This window comes from Rhodococcus sp. 7Tela_A2 (assembly GCF_049311045.1).
GTDB lineage: Bacteria > Actinomycetota > Actinomycetes > Mycobacteriales > Mycobacteriaceae > Rhodococcus.
Genome location: NZ_JAXION010000073.1, coordinates 1 through 21,823, shown reverse-complemented (window position 1 = coordinate 21,823; position 21,823 = coordinate 1). Strand labels below are relative to the sequence as shown.

22 protein-coding genes are annotated in these 21,823 nt (G+C 65.7%); 14 read left to right on the top strand and 8 right to left on the bottom strand.

Translation table 11 applies throughout. The features are described from left to right. From TVH25_RS14385 to TVH25_RS14365, 5 genes are all read left to right on the top strand, one after another. A partial coding sequence (locus TVH25_RS14385; protein WP_422424562.1) for an acyl-CoA dehydrogenase family protein occupies nt 1–742 on the top strand: 742 nt, incomplete at its 5' end. Continuing rightward, nucleotides 727–1,878, top strand: a complete 1,152-nt coding sequence (locus TVH25_RS14380) for an acyl-CoA dehydrogenase family protein (RefSeq protein ID WP_169622753.1) — start codon at nt 727–729, stop codon at nt 1,876–1,878. The genes TVH25_RS14385 and TVH25_RS14380, both read left to right, overlap by 16 nt. Beyond that, complete coding sequence (locus TVH25_RS14375) at nt 1,875–2,888, top strand: bifunctional MaoC family dehydratase N-terminal/OB-fold nucleic acid binding domain-containing protein (protein ID WP_169622752.1); 1,014 nt, start codon at nt 1,875–1,877, stop codon at nt 2,886–2,888. The genes TVH25_RS14380 and TVH25_RS14375 overlap by 4 nt, the downstream gene beginning before the upstream one ends. After that, complete coding sequence (locus TVH25_RS14370) at nt 2,885–3,289, top strand: MaoC family dehydratase (protein ID WP_169622751.1); 405 nt, start codon at nt 2,885–2,887, stop codon at nt 3,287–3,289. The genes TVH25_RS14375 and TVH25_RS14370 overlap by 4 nt, the downstream gene beginning before the upstream one ends. Next, nucleotides 3,286–4,452, top strand: a complete 1,167-nt coding sequence (locus TVH25_RS14365) for a lipid-transfer protein (RefSeq protein WP_169622750.1) — start codon at nt 3,286–3,288, stop codon at nt 4,450–4,452. The genes TVH25_RS14370 and TVH25_RS14365 overlap by 4 nt, the downstream gene beginning before the upstream one ends. Before the next feature lie 36 nt (nt 4,453–4,488). On the opposite strand, the gene TVH25_RS14360 is transcribed toward TVH25_RS14365, so the two are convergent. Beyond that, nucleotides 4,489–5,529, bottom strand: coding sequence for an ABC transporter permease (locus TVH25_RS14360; protein WP_296551609.1), 1,041 nt, complete (start codon nt 5,527–5,529; stop codon nt 4,489–4,491). Between the two features lie 238 nt (nt 5,530–5,767). On the opposite strand from TVH25_RS14360, the gene TVH25_RS14355 reads away from it, so the two are divergent. Next, nucleotides 5,768–6,190 (top strand): DUF7144 family membrane protein, encoded by a 423-nt coding sequence (locus TVH25_RS14355; protein WP_169622749.1) that lies wholly within the window; start codon nt 5,768–5,770, stop codon nt 6,188–6,190. Between the two features lie 64 nt (nt 6,191–6,254). Next, a complete protein-coding gene (locus TVH25_RS14350) occupies nt 6,255–7,580 on the top strand; it encodes a diacylglycerol/lipid kinase family protein (RefSeq protein ID WP_296551607.1) in 1,326 nt (441 codons plus the stop codon). Here TVH25_RS14350 and TVH25_RS14345 read toward each other — a convergent pair. Next, nucleotides 7,567–8,037 carry a hypothetical protein gene (locus TVH25_RS14345; RefSeq protein ID WP_422424560.1) on the bottom strand — a complete coding sequence of 157 codons (471 nt, stop codon included), beginning with the start codon at nt 8,035–8,037 and terminating at the stop codon, nt 7,567–7,569. The genes TVH25_RS14350 and TVH25_RS14345 overlap by 14 nt on opposite strands. 332 nt (nt 8,038–8,369) lie before the next feature. Here TVH25_RS14345 and TVH25_RS14340 point away from each other — a divergent pair, with 332 nt between their 5' ends. Together TVH25_RS14340 and TVH25_RS14335 are read left to right on the top strand one after the other, a co-directional pair. Beyond that, a complete protein-coding gene (locus TVH25_RS14340; protein ID WP_169622746.1) occupies nt 8,370–9,347 on the top strand; it encodes an ATP-binding cassette domain-containing protein in 978 nt (325 codons plus the stop codon). Continuing rightward, on the top strand, nt 9,344–10,147 hold the full coding sequence (locus TVH25_RS14335) for an ABC transporter permease (protein WP_169622745.1): 804 nt from the start codon (nt 9,344–9,346) through the stop codon (nt 10,145–10,147). The genes TVH25_RS14340 and TVH25_RS14335 overlap by 4 nt, the downstream gene beginning before the upstream one ends. Before the next feature lie 63 nt (nt 10,148–10,210). Here the strand turns inward: TVH25_RS14335 and TVH25_RS14330 are convergent, their stop codons facing one another. Genes TVH25_RS14330 through kstD form a run of 4 tightly spaced genes read right to left on the bottom strand, consistent with a single transcriptional unit; the run spans nt 10,211 to nt 15,710 of the window. Further along, nucleotides 10,211–11,275, bottom strand: a complete 1,065-nt coding sequence (locus TVH25_RS14330; protein WP_296551602.1) for an alpha/beta hydrolase — start codon at nt 11,273–11,275, stop codon at nt 10,211–10,213. A 33-nt stretch (nt 11,276–11,308) separates the two neighbouring features. Next, on the bottom strand, nt 11,309–13,054 hold the full coding sequence (locus tag TVH25_RS14325; RefSeq protein ID WP_422424558.1) for a cholesterol oxidase substrate-binding domain-containing protein: 1,746 nt from the start codon (nt 13,052–13,054) through the stop codon (nt 11,309–11,311). 31 nt (nt 13,055–13,085) lie between these two features. After that, nucleotides 13,086–13,946 (bottom strand): MaoC/PaaZ C-terminal domain-containing protein, encoded by an 861-nt coding sequence (locus TVH25_RS14320; protein ID WP_422424557.1) that lies wholly within the window; start codon nt 13,944–13,946, stop codon nt 13,086–13,088. Nucleotides 13,947–13,994: 48 nt separating this feature from the next. Then, nucleotides 13,995–15,710, bottom strand: coding sequence for a 3-oxosteroid 1-dehydrogenase (kstD, locus tag TVH25_RS14315; RefSeq protein ID WP_422424556.1), 1,716 nt, complete (start codon nt 15,708–15,710; stop codon nt 13,995–13,997). Between the two features lie 275 nt (nt 15,711–15,985). Between kstD and TVH25_RS14310 the strand changes: the two genes are divergently transcribed. After that, nucleotides 15,986–16,186, top strand: coding sequence for a hypothetical protein (locus TVH25_RS14310; protein WP_169622740.1), 201 nt, complete (start codon nt 15,986–15,988; stop codon nt 16,184–16,186). Between the two features lie 280 nt (nt 16,187–16,466). Here TVH25_RS14310 and TVH25_RS14305 read toward each other — a convergent pair whose 3' ends face one another. Next, nucleotides 16,467–16,823, bottom strand: coding sequence for a hypothetical protein (locus tag TVH25_RS14305; RefSeq protein ID WP_422424554.1), 357 nt, complete (start codon nt 16,821–16,823; stop codon nt 16,467–16,469). A gap of 2 nt (nt 16,824–16,825) precedes the next feature. Further along, complete coding sequence (locus TVH25_RS14300) at nt 16,826–17,974, bottom strand: Rieske 2Fe-2S domain-containing protein (RefSeq protein WP_422424553.1); 1,149 nt, start codon at nt 17,972–17,974, stop codon at nt 16,826–16,828. 191 nt (nt 17,975–18,165) lie between these two features. Between TVH25_RS14300 and hsaA the strand changes: the two genes are divergently transcribed. The 4 genes from hsaA to hsaB are packed head-to-tail and all read left to right on the top strand — an operon-like array spanning nt 18,166 to nt 21,708. Further along, nucleotides 18,166–19,341 carry a 3-hydroxy-9,10-secoandrosta-1,3,5(10)-triene-9,17-dione monooxygenase oxygenase subunit gene (hsaA, locus tag TVH25_RS14295; protein ID WP_169622736.1) on the top strand — a complete coding sequence of 392 codons (1,176 nt, stop codon included), beginning with the start codon at nt 18,166–18,168 and terminating at the stop codon, nt 19,339–19,341. A gap of 8 nt (nt 19,342–19,349) precedes the next feature. Then, entirely contained in the window at nt 19,350–20,228 is an 879-nt protein-coding gene (gene hsaD / locus TVH25_RS14290) for a 4,5:9,10-diseco-3-hydroxy-5,9,17-trioxoandrosta-1(10),2-diene-4-oate hydrolase (protein WP_296549812.1), read from the top strand. Further along, on the top strand, nt 20,225–21,127 hold the full coding sequence (gene hsaC / locus TVH25_RS14285) for an iron-dependent extradiol dioxygenase HsaC (protein ID WP_296549811.1): 903 nt from the start codon (nt 20,225–20,227) through the stop codon (nt 21,125–21,127). The genes hsaD and hsaC overlap by 4 nt, the downstream gene beginning before the upstream one ends. Next, nucleotides 21,124–21,708 carry a 3-hydroxy-9,10-secoandrosta-1,3,5(10)-triene-9,17-dione monooxygenase reductase subunit gene (gene hsaB, locus TVH25_RS14280; RefSeq protein WP_169623069.1) on the top strand — a complete coding sequence of 195 codons (585 nt, stop codon included), beginning with the start codon at nt 21,124–21,126 and terminating at the stop codon, nt 21,706–21,708. The genes hsaC and hsaB overlap by 4 nt, the downstream gene beginning before the upstream one ends. Nucleotides 21,709–21,823 lie beyond the last annotated feature (115 nt).

Below are 21,823 nucleotides of genomic sequence, written 5' to 3'. Positions count from 1 at the left end.
GCTGAGGGAGAGTCCGTCCGCGGTCGGCGACCCCGAGTTCTCGATGCGGCTCGACGGGGCCACCGTCACCGCCACCGACGGCGGGCACGCCGTCACCGGATCGTTCGTGGCCGTGCCCTACGCCGATCGCGCGCGGTTCGTCCTGGTACCGACCGACTCCGGGGTCGTCGCGGTCGACCCGAACGCCGAGGGCGTCACGCTGAGGGAGAGTCCGTCCGCGGTCGGCGACCCCGAGTTCTCGATGCGGCTCGACGGAGCGGTGGGAACCCTGCTCGGCGACGGCCTCGACGGTGCGGAGTCCGTGGCGACGCTCTACCGTCTGGCAATCGCCGCGACAGCCGCCTACTCGGACGGATTGCTCTCGGGAGCAACCGATCTCACTGCCCGTCACGTCAGTGAGCGGCACCAGTTCGGTAAGCCGCTCGCCACCTTCCAGGCAGTGGCCCAGCAGATCGCGGATGTCTACGTCACCGCCCGGACCCTGCACGTCGCCGCATTGTCTTCGGTCTGGCGTGTCTCCCGAGGTCTCGACGCCGACGACGATCTCGACGTCACCGCGTACTGGATCGCTGCGGAACTTCCTCCCGCCATGCGGGTGTTGCACCACCTGCACGGCGGCATCGGAGTGGATGCGACCTATCCGCTGCACAGATACTCGTCGACCGCCAAGGACCTTGCACGGTGGCTCGGCGGCGCTTCGTACCGACTCGACCTCGTGGGGGCCCGGTGTTCATCGATCTGACCGACGACCAGCGTGCGCTGCAAGCCGAGTTGCGCAGCTACTTCTCGAATCTCGTCTCCGCCGACGAAGCCGCGATCATGCGCACCGAGCGGCACGGCCCCACCTACCGTGAGGTGGTCCGCCGAATGGGTAAGGACGGATGGCTGGGAGTGGGATGGCCCGTCGAGTTCGGCGGCCACGGCTTCGGCGACGTCGAGCAGCAGATCTTCGCCAACGAAGCCATGCGTGCCGACGTGCCGCTGCCCGGTGTCACGTTGCAGACCGTCGGTCCCACCTTGCAGGTCTACGGAACCGACGAGCAGAAGCGGAAGTTCCTCCCCGCAATCCTCGCCGGTGAGGTCCATTTCGCCATCGGTTACTCCGAGCCCGAAGCCGGGACGGACCTCGCGGCGCTGCGCACCACCGCTGTACGTGACGGCGACGAGTACGTGGTCAACGGGCAGAAGATCTTCACCACCGGGGGTCACGACGCCGACTACATCTGGCTCGCTGTCCGCACCGGCTCGGCCGACTCGAGGCACCGGGGTATCTCCATTCTCATCGTCGACACGACCGACCCGGGATTCAGCTGGACGCCCATCATCACGTGCGACGGCGCGCACCACGTCAACGCCACGTACTACAACGATGTGCGGGTGCCGGCGAACATGCTCGTCGGTGAGGAGAACAAGGGCTGGCGGCTGATCACCACGCAGCTCAACCACGAGCGCGTGATGCTCGGACCGGCGGGCCGGGTCGCGGGCATCTACGACCATCTGCAGGACTGGGTCCGACGGCACAACCTCCTGGACGAACCCGACGTGCGCCGCGCACTCGGCGAGATCCACGCGACACATCGGCTCAACGAGCTTCTCAACTGGCAGGTCGCGGCGAGTGAGAACGACGCCGTCGACATCGCCGACGCGTCGGCCACCAAGGTGTTCGCCACGGAACGGATCCAGCGGGTCTGCCGGCTCGCCGAGGAGATCGTCGGACGCCACGGCGACCCGGCCGACACCGACACGGCCGATCTGCTGCGCTGGCTCGACATGATGGCCAAGCGGAACGTGGTGATCACGTTCGGGGGCGGGGTCAACGAAGTGATGCGAGAACTCATCGCCACCGCCGGTCTGGGTATGCCCCGGGTACCGCGGTGACAGGCGCACAGACGGCCGGCGCGGAGAGCACGGCCGACGAGATCCTTGCGGCCGCCGAACGCGTGCGTAACGACGGACCGTCCGCACCCCGCTTCGGTCGCGATCCCGTCAATCTCCCGATGATCCGGAACTGGCTCGAGGCGATCGGTGACGACAACCCGATCTACACCGACGAGTCCGCTGCGGTGGCAGCCGGGCACGACGGTCCGGTCGCACCGCCCGCGATGGCTCAGGTCTGGACGATGCGGGGTCTCGGTGCCGAGCGGGAGAAGGACGATCCACTCGGCCGGATGACGCAGATCCTCGACGACGCGGGGTACACCTCGGTGGTCGCGACCAACTGCGACCAGACCTACCACCGCTATCTTCGCCACGGTGAGCACGTGACCATCGAGTCCACGCTCGAGGATGTGGTGGGTCCGAAGAAAACCGGTCTCGGGGAAGGGTGGTTCTTCACCACCCGCAACGTGTGGAAGGTCGGCGACGAGGTCGTCGCCGAAATGCTGTTCCGCATCCTCAAATTCGCTCCGCCGGGCGAGGCTGCCGACTCCGCCCCGCGGGCCACGGTGCCCGAGGATCTGGACCCGTCACGGATGATGCGGCCGTCCGCATCGCGCGACACGCAGTTCTTCTGGGACGGCGTCGCCGGCCACGAGTTGCGCATCCAGCGCCGCCCCGACGGCACGTTGCAACACCCGCCGGTACCGGCGCTGTGGCTCGACAAGGACGAGACGACCGACTACGTGGTGTCGTCGGGCCGGGGTGCGGTGTTCAGTTTCGTCGTCCACCATGCCCCGAAAGTTCCGGGCCGGCAGGTTCCCTTCGTCGTCGCGCTCGTGGAACTCGACGAGGGCGTGCGCATGCTCGGAGAACTCCGGGGAATCGACCCGTCGGACGTGAGAATCGGAATGCCCGTGGAGGCAACCTATCTCGACTTTCCCGGCGACGACGACACCGAAGGAACCCCGTGGACGCTGTACGCCTGGAAGCCCCTCGAGGAGGATTCGTGAGCATCGATGCGGTGACGGCAGGGCAGGCGCTCCCACCCTTGTCGATTCACGCCGACCCGACGTTCGTCGTCTCGACGGCGTTGGCCACCCGCGACTTCCAGGACGTGCACCACGATCGCGACAAGGCGCGGCAGCGCGGGTCCGAGGACATTTTCGTCAACATCCTCACCGACACCGGCCTCGTCCAGCGGTACGTCACGGACTGGGCAGGTCCTCGTGCCGTCGTGCGGTCGATTTCGTTACGCCTCGGCGTGCCCTGGTACGCGTACGACACCCTCACACTCGCCGGCACGGTGGCGGCCGTCGACGACGGTCTGGTCACCGTCGACGTCGTCGGGCGTAATGCGCTGGGCGACCACATCACCGCGAAGGCCACCCTCGTGATCGGAGATGCCGAATGAGCGGTCTGTCGGGCAGGGCGGTCGTGGCGGGCATCGGTGCCACCGACTTCTCGAAGGATTCCGGCCGGAGCGAACTGCGACTCGCGGCGGAAGCCGTGCGGGACGCGCTCGACGACGCCGGACTCGCCCCCTCCGACGTGGACGGCCTGGTCTCGTTCACGATGGACACCAATACCGAAGTCGCGGTCGCGCGAGCGGTGGGCATCCCGAACCTGAAGTTCTTCTCGCGCATCCATTACGGCGGCGGTGCGGCCTGCGCCACCGTGCAGCAGGCGGCGATGGCTGTCGCGACCGGCGTGGCCGACGTCGTGGTTGCGTACCGCGCGTTCAACGAACGTTCCGGCGCGCGATACGGGCAGGTGAACAGCACGCTCGCCGCCCAGGTCAACGCCTCCGGTACCGACAACGCGTTCTCCTACCCGCACGGGTTGAGCACACCCGCATCGTTCGTCGCGATGGTGGCGCAGCGGTACATGCACGTCTCGGGTGCCACCGGTGCGGACTTCGGAGCGGTGGCCGTCGCGGACCGCGCCCACGCGGCGAACAACCCGAAGGCGTTCTTCTACGGAAAACCCATCACCCTGGACGACCACCAGAATTCCCGCTGGATCGCGGAACCGTTGCGGCTGCTCGATTGCTGTCAGGAATCGGACGGGGGTGTCGCGCTGGTGGTGACCACACCGGAGCGTGCGAAGGATCTGAAGCAGGTGCCCGCGGTGATCGCGGCGGCGGCGCAAGGCAGCGGACCGGACCAATACATCATGACGAGCTATTACCGCGACGGGCTCGCAGGTCTCCCGGAGATGGGCATCGTCGGGAATCAGCTGTGGGAACAATCGGGCCTCGGCCCGAAGGACATTCAGACTGCGATCCTGTACGACCACTTCACGCCGTACGTGCTCATGCAACTCGAGGAACTGGGATTCTGTGACCGGGGCGATGCGAAGAACTTCGTGGCCGACGGGATCGAACTCGGTGGCAGGCTGCCTATCAACACCCACGGTGGGCAACTCGGCGAGGCGTACATCCACGGCATGAACGGAATCGCAGAAGCGGTCCGCCAGATCCGCGGGACGTCGTGCAACCAGGTCGACGACGTCGAGAACGTGCTCGTCACAGCGGGCACGGGCGTGCCGACGTCCGGTCTCGTCCTCACCCGCTGAACTGCGATCGGGCGCGGACGGATCCCATGCCCCGTTTCATTCTGGGTCGACGGCTGTGGTCGCGCCCCTCGGTTCGCGGCGTGCGGCGATCAGCGCGAGGACGAGGCCGAACGCGACCCAGCAAGCGAGCACTACGCTCGGGAACCCGCTGCCGATGCCGCCGAAGAACGCGTTCGCGCGCAGGAGTGAACCGGTCGCCCCGGGGGGCAGCAGCTGCCCGAAAGTGGACCATCCGTCGGGAAGCCAGTTGCTCCCGGTCCCGAGCGCCGAGAGTGGATTGCCCACGAACATCATCAGAAAAGCGCCGAGGCCGATGCCCACCGGACCGAGCAGGGCTTCGAGGCCGAGGACGGTCAACGCCAGCGCGCCCATGCCGAGCGCGAGACCCTCTGCGGTGAGCCAGTAGTTTCCGGCCAGTGACCCGGTGCCGAACTGGAGGATGGCGGTGAGCGCGGCACCGGCGATCACTGCGAAAGCCACGACGCCGACGAAGCGCAGCAGCAGGCGGTTGCGTCCGGGGAACAGCTGCGTCAGTGCAATTGCCGGAATGAGTCCACCGAAGACCATCGGAAGCGCTGCGGCGGTCAGTCCGGCTCCTCGGGGGTCGTCCGCAGGGAAGGCCACCAGTTCGTGCGTCCGTACCGGCACTTGCTGCCGCTGGGCGATGCTCGTTCCGAGGGCAGTGACGGCCGCGGCGCCGGGTGCGCCACCCGCGGTGGCCGTGTAGACATCCACACCGTCGGCCGCGAAAACGAGTCCGCCTGCAGCTTCGCGATTCTCGATGCCGGCGATGAGGTCTTCGGGAGTGTCGAAGCGGACAACGTCCCATTCATCGGGGGTGAGGTTTCCTGCGACGGCGTCGACTGCGGGCGAAGGCCCGGCCAAGCCGAGTCTCATGTCGTGGGGTCCGCCATGGATGGCAGGCAGCGCGAAGGCGAGGAGCATCACGCCGACGACTGCGGTGAGTCCGGCGACGAGCGCACTCAGCCGGATCCACGACGAGCGGGTCGTCTTGTCGGCTTGTGCATTCGCACCGGCGTTTTCATCCGGTCCGCCGGCCGATATGGAGCTGGACATCCTGCGTCCCTTCGACACGTGTCCGGTGGATGCAGCGTGTGGACCGAAAACCGTTTCCGGTAGCCATGCTTCCACACGTCTCCGACGTCGGTCTGCGGAGACGAGGACGGTCGAGTCTCGGACGACGAGCCGATGTTACGAGTCGGACGTGGCTATCGGAGAGAAAATTCGATCTTGCGGACGTGAGTGGTCGGCGCGCGCATACTACGACTATCACTCGCCTCCGAAAGGGACGACCATGTCCGAAGAAATGCGTGCGACCCGACGAGACCCCAGCGTGAAACAAGGCATTGCCGCGGGAACGTCGGTAGGTGCTGCCATCATCCTCGCGACACTCGGCGTGGTGTCCCTCCTGCAGGGAATCGCGGCGGTCGCGGAGGACGAAATCTTCGTCGTCGGTGTGGCCTACACCTACGAATTCGACGTCACGACGTGGGGCTGGATCCACATCGTGGTCGGTGCGCTGATGATCCTCATCGGTGCGGCGCTCTTCACGGGCGCCACCTGGGCACGCGTGACAGCCATCGTCATCGCGGCGATTTCCATCATCGTCAACTTCCTGTGGCTGCCGTACTACCCCTGGTGGTCCATTCTCATCATCGCGCTCGACGTGGTGGTCATCTGGGCAGTCTCCACCTGGAACCCGCGTACGTATGTGTAGGCGCATCCGGGCGGTTTAGCCGCACGGTCTCGGTGACCGCGCTCCGCGCGCCCGGAACTCGACGATGACCGCACCTGTGTACGAGTCCCACAACGGTTTCGCACTGTGGTGGGCACGCCTCGCCTGGATTCTTCTCGCGGCGGCCCTGGTCGTACCGATCGTGGTTGCGGGCCTGCGCGGGGCAGTGCTGTTCACGGTGACGAGCATCGCGGCCGTGGTGGTGGCCGTCGCTGCGGTGTACGGGTTTCTCACGTGGCGTGGTGTTCTCCGGCTGGCGGCGCTGGTGTCGGCGCTGTGCGCTCCGATCGTCGTGTTGGTCGTAATCGTGCGAGAACGCGAGTTGTGGGTGATTCCGCTCGAGGTGGCTCTCGTGCTCGCGGCATTCGGATCTGCCCGCGCCGCTCTGAGGATCCGTGCTTCCGAATCCACGATGTCCGAATACCCCGCGGAGACTGTGCACCGGCCGTTTCTCGTGATGAACCCGCACTCCGGTGGTGGCAAAGTCGTTCGTTTCGACCTGCGACGACGTGCCGAGGAACTCGGTGCCGAGGTCGTAGTACTCGACGGGCCCGAATTCGTCGATGTCCAGGCGCTCGCGCGCCGGGCGGTGGCGCGGGGAGCCGATCTGCTCGGTGTTGCCGGTGGCGACGGCACTCAGGCTCTGGTCGCGGGAGTGGCTGCGGAACAAGGGATTCCGTTCTTGGTGATCAGTGCCGGCACACGCAACCACTTCGCGCTCGACCTCGGACTGGACAGGGAAGACCCCGTGGCCGGTCTCGAGGCGCTGCGCGACGGAGTCGAACTGCACGTCGACCTCGGACACATCGACGGTCGGCCCTTCGTCAACAACGCGTCCTTCGGGGTCTACGCCGAGATCGTGGAAAGCCCGCACTACCGTGACGACAAGGCGAAGACCGTTCTCGACCTGTTGCCCGACCTGCTGGCCACCAGCGCACACGGGGCATTGTGCGCACGTATCGACGGCACGGTCCTCGAGGGTCCACGCGCATTGCTCGTCAGCAACAATCCGTACACCACGGACGACCTGGTAGGGATGGGCCGGCGTCTTCGGCTCGATCGAGGCAGGCTCGGCGTGATCGCTCTGTCGGTGCAGGGGGCCGGCCAGATCGTCGGAGTTCTTCGCCGCGCGCGAACCAAAGGTCTCGTCCAGCGCACGGCCACGGAAGTCGTGGTGTTTTCGGGCGAACACGACATCGCGGTCGGTGTGGACGGGGAGTCGGTGCGGATGCCGTCGCCGGTGCGCTGCACCGTCGCCCCGGGTGCGTTACGCGTCCTCGTGCCCCGCGACCGGCCGGGGATGCGGATTCCCCGGCCGGTTCTGGATTGGGTACAGCTGTCCCGGTTGGCGCGTTCGACTACCAGACCGTGACGACGCCACCGCACGACGTGGTCGGGATGGCCCACAAAGGAATGCTGTTCACTGCGCTGACGGTGAATTCGACGTCGCCGGGGCCCGAACGCACATCGAAACGCGCCACTCCGCTGCCCGGATAGGCGACGGTGACGGAGTCGGTGAGGGTTCCGCGTGCACCCGTGTTGCGGTTGTGCCAGTCCAGGCGCACGTCGGACCGATATCCACCGGCGAAGAACCACAGGCTGGATACGTCGGGTAGGGACAGCTCGATCCTTCCCGGTTCGGTCTGCCATCCGAACAGCCGTGCCGGCGCATACGGCTGGTCCACGATGTAAGGGCTCACGCCCCAGCAGCGGTTCATCGGAATCGGACTCTCGGCAGCAGCTGTTCCGGCGCCCACGCCGAGTCCGGTGAACATGCCTGCGGCAACGAGAGCGGAAGCGGCGGTGCGTCGGAGGAATCGTACGGTCATACAGGTCCCCTTCTCCTGGAATGAGCGTTCAGTAGAGCACGCGATATGATTCCGCGCCAACGATTTCGGGCGGTGATCGGCCCTGACGCCCGGTCTCCGTCGCGGGGCAGGCCGCTGCTTACCCACCTGTGCTGGGCGACGTGCCCCAACCTTCGAATTCACGCGTACCTCACCCCGAACAGTCCGGGTTCGCACCTCGGGCGGCCGGTGCATCGGGTACTGCCGGAGCAGCCGATTCCGAAAGTGTGCGATTTCTGCGATGAGAAAACCGGTCGAAACGTGTCGGTCCTGTAGTGCAGACTGACGACGCAACCACCAGTCAGGGAGGACTCATGGCCGACGCCATAGTCGCAGAAGGACTGATCAAGACCTACGGAGATGTCAAAGCCCTCGACGGCATCGACCTCCGGGTGCCCGAAGGGACGGTCACGGCGCTGCTCGGTCCCAACGGGGCAGGCAAGACGACGACGGTCCGGGTACTCACCACTTTGATCGTGCCCGATGCCGGAAGCGCGCGGGTCGCGGGTTTCGACGTCGTGAACGACGCCCGCGCACTCCGCTCCCACATCGGAGCGTCGGGGCAGTATGCGGCGGTGGACGAATACCTCACCGGTTTCGAGAACCTCGAGATGGTCGGCAGGCTCTACCACCTGGGCGTCAAACGCAGCAGGGAGAGAGCGCGCGAACTGCTCGCGCAGTTCGACCTCGAAGAGGCAGGAGATCGCCCGGTCAAGGGCTATTCGGGAGGTATGCGCCGACGTCTCGACCTCGCCGGCGCGCTGGTCGCCGAACCGCCGGTGCTCTTCCTCGACGAGCCCACCACCGGCCTGGACCCCCGGGCGCGGCTCGGATTGTGGGAGGTCATCGACACGCTTGTGGCGCGTGGCACCACGCTCCTGCTCACCACCCAGTACATGGACGAAGCCGAGCGCCTCGCCGACGACATCGCGGTGATCGACCGCGGCAAGGTCATCGCGCGCGGTGATGCGGACGAACTCAAGAGCCAGGTGGGTGGTGAACGCATCGAAATCGGTGTGCCCGATGCCGGAGACCAGCAAGTCGCATGCCGCGAACTCGCCTCGGTCGCGTCGGGTGAGATCCAGCTCGATTCGGGAACCGGAACGCTCACCGTCCCCCTGAGTGGCGCGGGGGGCGGGGCGGGCGCCGAAGCCCTCGTCGCGGCGCTGGGGAAGCTCGCGGTGGCGGGCGTTCGCGTGACCGATGTGGCACTGCGAAAGCCGACACTCGACGACGTGTTCCTCACCCTGACGGGCCACGAGGCAGAGAAGACAGAGGAGGCGGCGCAGTGAATTCGGTACAGCTGGTCACATCGGACGGCCTCACCATAGCCAAGCGCAACATGATCAAGATCAAGCGTGTGCCCGATCTCATCGTGTTCACGATGCTCTCGCCGATCATGTTCGTGCTGCTGTTCGCCTACGTGTTCGGTAGCGCGATCGACATTCCCGGAATGTCGTATCGCGAATTCCTCATCGCCGGCATCTTCACTCAGACGGTGATCTTCGGGTCCACGTGGACCGGTCTGGGAATGGTCGAAGACCTGCAGAAAGGCATCATCGATCGGTTCCGGTCGCTGCCCATGGCACCCTCGGCCGTCCTGATCGGACGGACGACCACGGACGTGCTCATCAACGTGGTCAGCCTCGTGGTGATGTCGCTGACCGGTCTGGTGGTGGGGTGGAGGATCCACTCGTCGTTCGGGGAGGCCGTAGCGGGTTACCTTCTGTTGCTGCTGTTCGCCTACGCGTTGTCGTGGGTGATGGCCGTGGTCGGAATGTGGGTCCGGACGCCCGAGGTGTTCAACAACGCGAGCTTCATGGTGATCTTCCCGTTGTCGTTCGTCGCGAACACCTTCGTCGATCCGTCGTCCATGCCGCCGGTACTCCGCACGATCGCCGAGTGGAATCCGCTGTCGGCACTCACGCAGGCCGTGCGAAACCTGTTCGGGAACACCAACCCGATGGTTCCGCCGCCGGACGTCTGGCCGCTGCAGAATCCGATCCTCGCGTCGCTCCTGTGGACGGCGCTGATACTGATCGTGTTCGTACCGTTCGCGATCTACCGGTATCAGAAAGCGGTCAGCCGCTGAGTTTTCCGGTGCACCGAGTTTCCAGTGGATCGGGTATCCCGCAGGACGCTCGCGGTGGTGGAATCAGCGTGCTTGGCGAGTTGCCCAGTCGTTGATCGCCACCGCGAACTCCGCCGAGACGGGGAGCAATGCCACCACGTCGGCGGGGCTCGGAGGCAGCGGGCCGAGTTCTTCGAGGCTGTGGTTCGCGGTAGCGAAGTGCTCGAACTGCAGGTCGGTGTGCTCGAGAGACCGTCGCAGCGGATCGACCTGTGCGCAGCTGATGTTGAGATCCTTGTCCGAGCAAGTGAGCAGCACCGGTGTATCCGCCGCCAGTCCCGCGGCCAGCGCGGCTGGATCGAGCCTGTCCGCCTCGGCGAGGAACTTGGCGTTGGCCTCGTTCAACCCGAGTTGCGCAACCAGAGGATGCTGGTCCGCAGGGACGGTACCCGTGGCGCGCAGCGATTCCACGGTTCGCGGCACGTCGGCACGCACCGCTTCGGCCTGGTCCGGGCTCAGCTGCCCGGACTCTGCCACGGCCGTGATCTGTGCCGACAGCAGATCGAGATAGCGCATCGGGAGGGGCTGGAGAAGCCCGAACCCGTCACCGATTCCCCTGTCGGCGAGAGCGAGTGCGGTCAGGCCGCCTTCGCTGTGCCCGAGGACGAGGACGTCCGACGTGGCGAATCCCGTCCGGGTGGCGAGCAGGTCGGCTGCGGCCGCGGCGTGATCGACCTGGTCGACGAAACCGTACTCGCCGACGGTCTCCGCCGTGAACTTTCCGAGCCCTGTGTCGCCGGCCCCGATCTTGTCGAATCGAAGACTGGCGATTCCTTGGGCTGCAAGCGAATCGGCGACCCTCTGCAGCACATCGGAGGATGCGACCCCCGGCTGATTGCCGTTGCGATCGGTCGGACCGCTACCGGGCAGCAACAACGCAGCACCGGTGGTTGCGCCGTTCGGGAGTCGGAGACTGCCGTGGAACGTACTGCCGTCGGCGTCGAAGGTTACTGCGGTGTCGTCCCCCGAGGGCAGGATGACCGAACCGGTGTCGGGCATCGCCGACGCCGTTCCGGCGAGCGTCACCCCGCCTCCCAGCACCAAGATCGGTACCGCTACCGCACCAGCCCACCGCCGCAGATTCCGCATGGGGCAGAACATTAGCAAAGCTGACGAGACCGGTCAGGGGAGCAACGTGTCGATGAAGCTGTTGCTGTAGACGCGATGAGGATCCAGCCGGTTGAACACCGCCCGCGCCGAATCCCAATTGTCTTGGGATGGAACGCCTTCGCGATAGGTGTCGGGCAGGCTCTGGGAGACGATGGTCGCATCGGTGTACGGCAGGTCCGGGCCGAATGCCCACCCTTTCGACCATTCCGGCCGGAACGTCGAATCTTCGCCGTTGTACCGCTGCCTCATCCACTGTTCCATTTCGCGGTAGAACGCGAACATGCCGGGTGTTCCGGGAACACCCAGCACATTGAGCCAGATGGCTGTGTCCCACTCCGGGTGGTCGGGGCGCGGACGCGTCGACGCGAGCGTCGGCGACCCGGCGGACGGCACGAGAACATCTTCCGGCCGGTCCAGACCACAACAGCGGATCTCGACCGGCCCGTTGAGCGGGTACTGCCCGAGCGCGCGGTAGTGCTCGATCCGCTCCTGGAACCAGTGCGTGAAGTCGTGAATCACGGTGGCGATATTGGCGCGATCGGTGAGTACGGCGCCCCCGCCCTCGGTGAGACGCAGTGTCGTCGCTTTGATGTAGAACTGCAGGTCCTTCGACCATCCCCAGATATCGGACGACGCCGTCGCCGCCAATCCCGCGACCGTCACACCGTAATAGGTCTGCCCGAACGCCGGGGCGATCGCGGTGTTGCCGGCCGTCAACTGGCCCAGCAGATCGGTGATCGGCTCCGGGACGTTGTCGGAGAACGGATAGTTGTACGGCCCGTGTACTTCTCGGGACGAGACCGGCTTCTCGGGTGCGAGAGACCAGACTTTCAGCCACGGCTTGTCGGTGAAGGGGTACCAGATGGCCTCGGCGCGCCCGGTACTGCGCACGAACGACTCGAAGGTACGGCCCTGGGCGCCGGGGAGAGAGAACAACTCGTCCCACGGGATGTCGGTGAAGCTCTGACAGCGCATGCGGTAGTTCGGACCCGCCTGCAGGGTCACGGAGGTGACGAAGGTGCGGCCCAGATGGCACAGCAACGGCGAGATATCGGGATCGGCGCGGGTGAATGTGCGCAACGAATACGCGCTTCCGTCCCATACGACGGCGGTGAGCTCGGTGACGAGATTGCTCAACGATCCGAAGGTGTGTCCGGGCTCGGTGGATTCGCCGTCGGCGGGCAGCGCAGCTCCGTGTGCGTTGACGGCGAGCGAACCGGCAATCGTGAGGACTCCGGGTGCGGGGAGATTCGCCCAGCCGAGGCCGTGCTGCTGAAGTGCCGTCGTGATGGCGTCGAGTGTGGCGCCGGGACCTGCCGTCACCCTGGGGGGAGAACTTCCGGGATCGACGTCCACCCAGTCGAGGTGGGCGATGGTGTCGGCGAGGATCACCCGGTCGATGGGTGCGCCGTTGACGACCGTCAGCGGCGTCCAGCCGTGCATCGCGCCCCGCGGCCGGATCGTGTAGCCGTTCTGGTGGCCCCAATTGACCAGCTGAACAACATCATCCGGTGTTCGCGGCGCACAGGTCCAGATTGCGTCCAGCATGATCTCTTTGGACCAGTTCTGGTACGCCTGCTGGTACAGGGCGATGCCCTCGGGAAAGGAGGGCGGTGCCGGAAGGGTGCTCGCGGCCGAACCCGAAGGGACTGCGTGGACGGGCGTCCAGCCGCCCAGTGCGGTGGCCGCGATGGCTCCGGCGCCCACAGCAAGGAAGCCACGCCGGGACAGGGACGGCGACGCATCTCGAATTGCCATGTGTGTGTTTACTTTCCCCAGGGTTATGTTGTCACGACACGGTCAGGACGACATCGGCCAGTGCCGGCGCGAGGTCACGTTCGACCACCGAGGCGGTCGCAAGCTTGCGGGTACCTTCGTCCCAGACCCGTATACGAAGGGTCTCCCCGGGGAACACCACACCGGCGAACCGTGCCCGGAAACCGGCGACTCGGGCGGCGTCCGCATCGAGGAACCGGTCGGTGACGGCTTTGCACACGATTCCGTAGGTGCACAGCCCGTGCAGGATCGGGGCGGGGAAGCCGGCGGCCGCCGCGAACTCGGGATCGGAATGCAGGGGATTGCGGTCCCCGCACAACCGGTACAGCAGCGCCTGTTGCGGAAGAGTCGGGACATCGATTTCGGCATCCGGTTCCCGTTCGGGAAGCTCCACCGACTCGGACGGTCCGCGTTCTCCGCCGAATCCACCTTCACCGCGCGCAAAGATCGACGACCGGGCCGTCCACAGAGGATTACCGTCGGGGTCTTCGGTGGTGGATTCCTGCACGATCACGGCGGCCTTGCCCTTGTCCCACACCTCGGAGATGCGGGTGACGGTGCGGCCTTTGCCCGACGGCGGGATGGGCGCGTGCACGAGCACTTCCTGACTGCCGTGCACGACCTTGGCGAGATCGATCTCGATTCCGGGAAAGGACACCTTCGGCGGTTCGATCTGGTGGAACGTGGCCGCGACCGTCGCGAACGTGGGCAGCGCCTGCGGTGCGTGGTCCCCGAGATATCGCAGTTCGCCGGCGTCGGTGGGCCGGGATCCGGCACCGAGACCGAGGTTGTAGAGCTGGATGTCGTTGCTCGACCAGGAGAATTCCTGGGCGGGCAACTCGGCGCCGAGAGCGACGGCGGGGTCGATGGGCACGCGATGTTGTCCTTTCGCGAATACGGCGGCGCGGTGGCCCGGTATCGGTCAGCGGCTTTCGGCGGGTTCGGTCAGTTCGTCGTCGACGGGGTCACCGTGATCGGAGTCGAGGATGTCGAGGACTGCCAGATATCCGAAGGTCATCGCGGGGCCGATCGTTGCCCCCGGCCCGGCGTACGTGTGTCCCATGACGGGTGAACCGACGTTGCCCGTCGCGTAGAGCCCCGCGATCACGGTGCCGTCCTCGCGCAGCACCCGCGCGTGGACGTCGGTGACGAGGCCACCTTTGGTTCCGAGATCGCCGGGCACGACCTTGAACGCGTAGAACGGCGCCTTGTCGACGACGCCGAGGCTCGGGTTGGGCTTGTTGCGGGGATCGCCGTAGTAGTGGTCGTATTCCGACTCGCCGCGGCCGAAGTCCTCGTCTTTACCGGCACGCGCGAAACCGTTGAACCGTTCGACGGTGTCGGTGAGCGCTGCGGCAGGGACCCCGATCTTCTCGGCGAGTTCGCTGATCGAGCCGGCCTTGACGAGCACTCCTGCCTTCTCCCAGCGGCCGGGAAAGGGCGTTCGCGGGGTGATACCGGCGAAGGTGTACCGATCGCGGTAGCGCTGATCGAGGATGAGCCAACTCGGAATGTTCTCCCCGGGTCCGTCGCCACGGCCGTACTTCCCGCCGTACATCGCGTGTGTCGCCTCGACATAGGGCGCGGACTCGTTCACGAATCGTTTTCCGGCACTGTTGACCATCATGCAGCCGGGCAGGCTTCGTTCCGACAGGGCGAACCACGGACCGCCGGTGAGCGGGAAGGACGGACCCCACCACGCGTCGTCCATGAAGTCCACTGCAGCCCCGAGCTTTTGGCCCGCCAGGATTCCGTCGCCGGTGTTGGCTTTGGCTCCCACCGTCCATTCGGTGCCGATCGGCGCGCGCTGGTACTTCTTGCGCATCTCCTCGTTGTGTTCGAACCCGCCGCTGGCGAGGATCACGCCCTTCCGGGCACGGATGATCTGCTGCTCGCCGTGCGAGTCGACGGTCACCCCGCGCACCACACCGTCCTCGACGAGCAGGTCGGTCAGCGCGGTATCGAGGAGCAACGGAACGCCGGCGTCCCGCAGGCCGATACGCAGGCCGGCCATCAGCGCCTGGCCGCGCACCAGAAGGTGTTTCTTGGTGATGTTGGCCCACACGAATCGCGCTCCCACCCGAACGGCACGGAGGGGCCCGCGGGGGTTACGCACCAGCAGGTTCAGCCATTTGTAGTCGGCCTGGGTGATGACGAAGTTCTTCGGGGCGCGCGCGTAATCGGGCTCGAGCAAAGCGAGATCGTCGCCGAGGCGGCGGCCGTCGAACGGTGTCGGCTCCACCGAGCGCCCCCCTGCTCGCCCGCCGGGCGCCTCCGGATAGTAATCGGAATACCCTGGAACCCACTGCAATTCGAGCGCGCTGTGCTTCTGCACGAACGACAGCATCTCGGGCCCGCGATCGATGTAGGTATCGATCTTCTCGGCGGGCACGACGTCGCCGATGATGCTGTGGAGGTACGTGCGAGCGGCCTCGGGAGTGTCCTGCACCCCGGCGGCCACGAGGGCGTCGTTGTTGGGAATCCACACGCCGCCGCCGGAGCGGGCGCTCGATCCGCCGTACCGGGACGCCTTCTCGATCAGGACGACACTGGACCCCTTGCGGGCAGCGGTGATCGCGGCGGTCATTCCGCCGGCGCCACTGCCGACGACGACAATGTCGTACTCCTGATTGCTCATGTAGAACACGTTATAGAACGAGGGGGTGTGGAGTCCATCTTTTCTGTACAACCCACTGTCGGTACAGAGAGCGGCCACCGGAACGCGTTCCAGTATCGACCCCGGAAGCCGGGTACAGCGGACCGTCTCGGACCGGTGGAAACGGGGCGTCGGCGCACGGTGCCCGTATGACCGGATTGACCGCTTGGTGGACATAGGGAGGTTTGTTCGTTTCCGAGGCGGGTATCCGCAGCCGTCCGAACCCTCGGACACATCATCGACTGCGAGGTGGAGCCGTGCGTTTGTTGACTCTCTTGGTGCTGGTCTGGCTGGTGATCGGGGCCGTCGCTGGGTGGCAGCGAGGCTACTTCGAGGATTCCCCGCAGAACTGCAGCAGCCTGGCAACGGTGGCAACCACCGTCGTAGCAGGTCCGCTCAACTATGTGGGTGTGAACCCGCAGGTCCAGTGCGAGGGAATGCCCGAGCCCAGCCAGTAGGCCGGCGGGGGACGGCGACCGAACGACGTGTTCTGCCCGTCCACTGTTCCGAACGGCCACTGTGGAGTGATATCCCGACACATCCCCGGCGAACTCTTTCGCCGGGGATGTGTGCGTTCGGTTGTGCCTCAGGGCAAGACCGGGCGGGAGAGGACGGCAGACCGACGCTCTTGCCGAGCTCGGCTATGTCGCTTTCGTTTTCGATCACCACGGTGGGCGCTGGTTCGCGGGCGGAGCTGCGGACCAGCGCGCGTGATCGGAACGCGAAAGTAACGCTCCTTTACGACGCGTCGGGAACGGCGATCGTTCCGTCGAGCACGGCCTGATCGATGGAAGCCTGTAACTGCGGGCACCCTTCGCGGGGGCTGATCGACGCACCGGGGACCACGCCGGAGTCGCGGAAGGTGGGGCACACCGCGTCGGGATTCTCCTGCCACTGCACGCTGGTGTGTTTGTAGCTGTTCTTACGCACCAGCACACACGTGCCGCACCGGCGACATCTCACCTCGTGCTGACCGGAGTCGAGATAGTTGATCTTGTCGATTGCGGTCTGGGTGGCGATGGCCTCGACCCGATCGGGCCGATCGGCGAAATCCGGTGACTTCGCCCATCTTCTCTGCCGGGTCGAGGAACTCATCGTCAGACCTCGGCTTCCTGCTTGCCGGACTTCTCTTCTGCCGACTTGCGCGCCAGATTCTCGGCGACCTCTTTTTCCCAGGACTCGTTGGCCTTGGCGGTGTCGACCTCGAATTCGAAACGGCCCGTCATCTTTTCGGTGACATCGGCGACGTCGACATAGAACTGCTCGTACCAGCGACGGAGCTGGTAGACGGGGCCGTCCTCGTCGCACAGCAAGGGGTTCTCGATCTTGGTCTTGTTCTTCCAGATCTCCACGTCCTGGAGGAAACCTTCGCCGATCCCCTCGGTGAACTTTGCCGCCAGCTTGTCCGACTGCTCGTCGGACATCCCGGTCGGCTTCTTCACGATGATGCCGTACTGCAGCATGAACGAGTCGTGCGTTACGGGGTAGTGGCAGTTGATCAGTACCGACTCGACGTTGTATCCGCCGTAGCTGTTGGTCATCGGGTTGATCATGTAGGAGGGCCCGTAGTATGCCGCGTACGATTCGAGGGTCGATTCGAGCCCGTATTGCGTCGACATCCCCTTGTCGGGCCGGCCGCGCGTGTTGAGGTACTGCTCCGCGATATGGCCTTCGAACACGTTCTTGAAGAAGGTCGGGAATGCGAAGTGGATGTAGTAGAAGTGCGCCATATCCACGACGTTGTCGATGATCTCACGGCAGTTCGCGCCCTCGATGAGGATCTGGTTCCAGGTCCAGTCCGTCCACTCGCCCGTGCCGTGGTGCTCGATGTCGGGAATCGTGACCTCGGGGGGCGGCGGATTGCCCTCGGGGTCGTTCCACACGAACAACTGGCCGTGCTTGACCATCGTGGTCCAGGCGCGGGTGCGTGCCAGCGGGGGAACTCGGCGCGAATACGGGATCTCGGTGCACTTGCCGTTGCCGCCCCAGCGCCAGTCGTGGAACGGGCACGCCACCGAGTCGCCCTTGATCTCGCCCTGGGTGAGGTCCCCGCCCATGTGGCGGCAGTAGCCGTCGAGCACGTTCAGTTCGCCCTTGCTGTCGGCCCAGACCACCAGTTTGGTGCCGAAGGCTTCGACGGCATGGGGACGCCCGTCGGCGAACGTCCTGCTGAGCCCGAGGCAATGCCAGCCCCGGGCGAACCGTGTCCGGGCTTCTCCGAGGTCGATCTCGCGAATCTGCGCCATGTCAGCTCACTTCCTTCCGCAATCTCCTGTTAGAACACGTTATAGAATTCTGTCCTCGAGGGGAAGCGAACCGGGACTTTGGTCCTGAGCGTTTGGGGGTGTATGCGCTGATCTGCCGATCCTCGACACCAATAGGAACATGTTCTAGTCTCGGTACAAGCGATCAATTCCTGAACAGACGGGAGCGTCCAGTGGGTGACCACGACAGTCACGAGGTACTGCAGCGGATCGACGCACTGCTGCCCACCCTGCGCGAACGCGCGCAGGAGGCCGAGGATCTGCGCCGCGTCCCGGATGATTCGGTCAAGGCACTTCAGGAAGCCGGCTTCTTCCGGTTGCTGCAACCGGCGCAGTGGGGCGGGTACGAAGCGGACCCGGTGACCTTCTACACCGCGGTACGCAACATCGCGAGTGCGTGCGGTTCCACCGGGTGGGTTTCCGGCATCATCGGCGTGCACAACTGGCACCTGGCGTTGTTCGGCCAGGAGGCGCAGGAAGAGGTGTGGGGCGACGATCCCGACGTCCGGATCTCCTCGTCCTACGCCCCGATGGGCGCGGGTGAAGTGGTCGACGGTGGTTACAAGGTCAACGGTGCGTGGGCCTGGTCGTCCGGCTGCGACCACGCGAGCTGGGTGGTCGTCGGCGGTCCCGTGATCAAGGACGGGCGTCCCGTCGACTTCGGCAGCTTCCTGATCCCGCGATCCGAGTACGAGATCGACGACGTGTGGAACGTGGTGGGCCTGCGTGGCACGGGTTCGAACACCATCGTCGTCAAGGACGTCGTGGTGCCCCGCCATCGATTCCTGAGCTTCAGGGCGATGAACGAACTCGCCTCACCCGGTCTCGAGCAGAATACGGCTCCCGTCTACAAGATGCCGTGGGGCACAATTCATCCCACAACCATTTCGGCGCCGATCGTCGGCATGGCGTACGGAGCGTACGACGCGCACGTCGAGCACCAGGGCAAGCGTGTCCGCGCCGCCTACGCGGGTGAAAAGGCGAAGGACGATCCGTTCGCGAAGATCCGTATCGCCGAGGCGTCGAGCGACATCGATGCGGCGTGGCGTCAGCTCTCGGGCAACGTCGCGGACGAATACGCGTGCCTCCTGCGCGGCGAAGACGTTCCGATGGAGATCCGCCTGCGGGCACGCCGCGACCAGGTCCGCGCGACCGGCCGGGCCATCGCCTCGATCGACCGGCTCTTCGAGAACTCCGGCGCCACCGCGCTCGCCAACGGGACGCCGATTCAGCGTTTCTGGCGCGACGCCCACGCCGGCCGGGTGCATGCCGCCAACGACGCCGAGCGCGCGTACGTGATGTTCGGCGCCGCCGAGTTCGGTCTCCCGCTCACCGACACGATGGTCTAGGAACGCCTGTGACTGCAACAGAAGAGCTCACCTACGAGTCCACCTCCCGTTTCGCGCAGGTGCGCGACGATCTGCGCCTGCACTATCACGAGGCGGGCGTCGGTCACGACACCACGATCGTGTTGCTGCACGGTGGCGGCCCGGGCGCGTCCTCGTGGTCGAACTTCGCCAAGAACATTCCGGTACTCGCGCGGCGATTTCACGTAATCGCCGTCGACCAGCCGGGTTACGGACGTTCGGACAAGCCCACCGAGCATCCGCAGTACTTCGTGCACAGCGCGTCGGCGCTGGCCGATCTGCTCGACACCCTCGGCATCACCGATCGAGTGCACCTGCTGGGCAATTCGCTCGGCGGCGGCGCGGCGGTGCGGTTCGCACTCGACTATCCCGATCGCGCCGGGAGGCTCGTGCTGATGGGCCCCGGGGGCCTGAGCGTCAACCTGTTCGCGCCCGATCCCACCGAGGGCGTGAAGAACCTCGGCAAGTTCGGCTACCAGCCCACCCGCGAGAACCTCGAAGCCTTCCTGCGGATCATGGTGTTCGACCAGTCGTTGATCACACCCGAACTCGTCGAGGAGCGATTCGCTGCCGCGAGCACACCGGAATCGCTGGCCGCTGCGAAAGCCATGGGCAAGTCCTTCTCCAGCGGAGAGTTCGAGAAGGGCATGCTGTGGCGCGACGCCTACAGGCTGCGCCAGCGCGTCCTTCTCATCTGGGGCCGGGAAGACCGGGTCAACCCGCTCGACGGCGCGCTGGTCGCACTGAAGATGATTCCCCGCGCGCAACTGCACGTGTTCGGCGGCTGCGGCCACTGGGCGCAACTCGAGAAGTTCGACGAATTCAACAAGCTGACCGTGGACTTTCTGACGGACGGAGACAATTCATGAGTATCCGATCCCTGGCATACCTTCGCATCGGTGCGACCGATATGGGCGCGTGGCGCGAGTACGGACTCAAGGTCCTCGGCATGGTCGAGGGCAAGGGTTCGGTCTCCGACGCGCTGTATCTGAGGATGGACGATTTCCCCGCGCGTCTGGTCATCGAGCCCCACGAGTCCGATCAACTCCTCGTATCCGGCTGGGAGACCGCGAATGCTGCCGAACTCCAGGAGGTTCGCGACAACCTCTCGGCTGCGGGCGTTCCGTTCAAGGAAGGTACCGCCGAACAACTCGCGGATCGCCGTGTGGTCGAACTGATCACCTTCCAGGATCCGTCGGACAACACCCTCGAGGTGTTCCACGGTGCGGCGCTCGAACACCGCCGAATCGTCAGCCCGTACGGTCACCGGTTCGTCACCGGAGAACAGGGCCTCGGTCACGTGGTGCTCTCCACCCGCGACGACGAGGAATCGCTGCGCTTCTACCGCGATGTGCTCGGATTCCGTCTCCGCGACTCCATGCGCCTGCCCCCGCAGATCGTGGGTCGGCCCGCGGACGGCGATCCGGCGTGGCTCCGGTTCTTCGGGTGCAACCCGCGCCACCACAGCCTCGCCTTCATGCCGATGCCGACCCCGAGCGGCATCGTCCACCTCATGCTCGAGGTGGAGAACTCCGACGACGTCGGACTCGCACTCGATCGCGCACTGCGCAAGAACGTCAAGATGTCGGCGACACTCGGCCGGCATGTCAACGACAAGATGTTGTCGTTCTACATGAAGACGCCGGGCGGTTTCGACGTCGAATTCGGTTGTGAGGGACTGCAGGTGGAGGACGAGGGCTGGATCGCTCGTGAATCCACCGCGGTGAGCCTCTGGGGTCACGATTTCTCGGTGGGGATGCAGCCGTGACCGTGCCGGTCGGTGATACCGGCGGTGCGATCGATCCCAAGTCGTTCCGTACCGTTCTAGGTCAGTTCTGCACCGGAGTCACGATCATCACCACCATGGACGGCGATGAGCCCGTCGGCTTCGCGTGCCAGTCGTTCGCGGCGTTGTCTCTCGACCCGCCGCTCGTGTTGTTCTGTCCCACCAAGCAATCCCGCTCGTGGGGAGCGATCGAGCGGTCGGGCCGCTTCTGTGTCAATGTGCTCGCCGAGGAACAGCAGGAGACGTGTGCGCGCTTCGGCTCTCGCGAACCCGACAAGTTCGCTGGAATCGACTGGAGCCCTTCGGATCTGGGTTCGCCGATCCTGACCGGTTCACTCGCTCATATCGACTGCACCGTCGAGACCGTTCACGACGGCGGTGACCACTGGGTGGTGTTCGGCCGGGTCGCGTCGCTCAGCGAGGTACGCGACGAGGCCGAGCGTCCGTTGCTCTTCTACCGCGGTCAGTACACCGGCATCGAACCCGACAAGACGGTGCCCGCCCCGTGGCGTGATGATCTCGAAGCGTTTCTCACCACCGCGTCGGAAGACACCTGGCTGTAGGGCACAGAAGAGGGGGGCCGCCCCCCCCCGGCCCCCCCCCCCCCCCGACCGCACGCCCGGAAGCCCGGCGAGTTCGCGTGCCACGCCCTCCGCGACCGGGCCCAGTTCCACACCG

Excerpts from the sequence above, each read along its gene's own strand:
- TVH25_RS14325 (WP_422424558.1), bottom strand. The coding sequence starts at position 13,054 with ATGGCAATTCGAGATGCGTCGCCGTCCCTGTCCCGGCGTGGCTTCCTT.
- TVH25_RS14305 (WP_422424554.1), bottom strand. The coding sequence starts at position 16,823 with ATGAGTTCCTCGACCCGGCAGAGAAGATGGGCGAAGTCACCGGATTTC.
- TVH25_RS14360 (WP_296551609.1), bottom strand. The coding sequence starts at position 5,529 with ATGTCCAGCTCCATATCGGCCGGCGGACCGGATGAAAACGCCGGTGCG.
- TVH25_RS14355 (WP_169622749.1), top strand. The coding sequence starts at position 5,768 with ATGTCCGAAGAAATGCGTGCGACCCGACGAGACCCCAGCGTGAAACAA.
- TVH25_RS14350 (WP_296551607.1), top strand. The coding sequence starts at position 6,255 with ATGACCGCACCTGTGTACGAGTCCCACAACGGTTTCGCACTGTGGTGG.
- kstD (WP_422424556.1), bottom strand. The coding sequence starts at position 15,710 with ATGAGCAATCAGGAGTACGACATTGTCGTCGTCGGCAGTGGCGCCGGC.
- hsaC (WP_296549811.1), top strand. The coding sequence starts at position 20,225 with ATGAGTATCCGATCCCTGGCATACCTTCGCATCGGTGCGACCGATATG.
- TVH25_RS14365 (WP_169622750.1), top strand. The coding sequence starts at position 3,286 with ATGAGCGGTCTGTCGGGCAGGGCGGTCGTGGCGGGCATCGGTGCCACC.
- TVH25_RS14340 (WP_169622746.1), top strand. The coding sequence starts at position 8,370 with ATGGCCGACGCCATAGTCGCAGAAGGACTGATCAAGACCTACGGAGAT.
- TVH25_RS14300 (WP_422424553.1), bottom strand. The coding sequence starts at position 17,974 with ATGGCGCAGATTCGCGAGATCGACCTCGGAGAAGCCCGGACACGGTTC.
- TVH25_RS14345 (WP_422424560.1), bottom strand. The coding sequence starts at position 8,037 with ATGACCGTACGATTCCTCCGACGCACCGCCGCTTCCGCTCTCGTTGCC.
- TVH25_RS14330 (WP_296551602.1), bottom strand. The coding sequence starts at position 11,275 with ATGCGGAATCTGCGGCGGTGGGCTGGTGCGGTAGCGGTACCGATCTTG.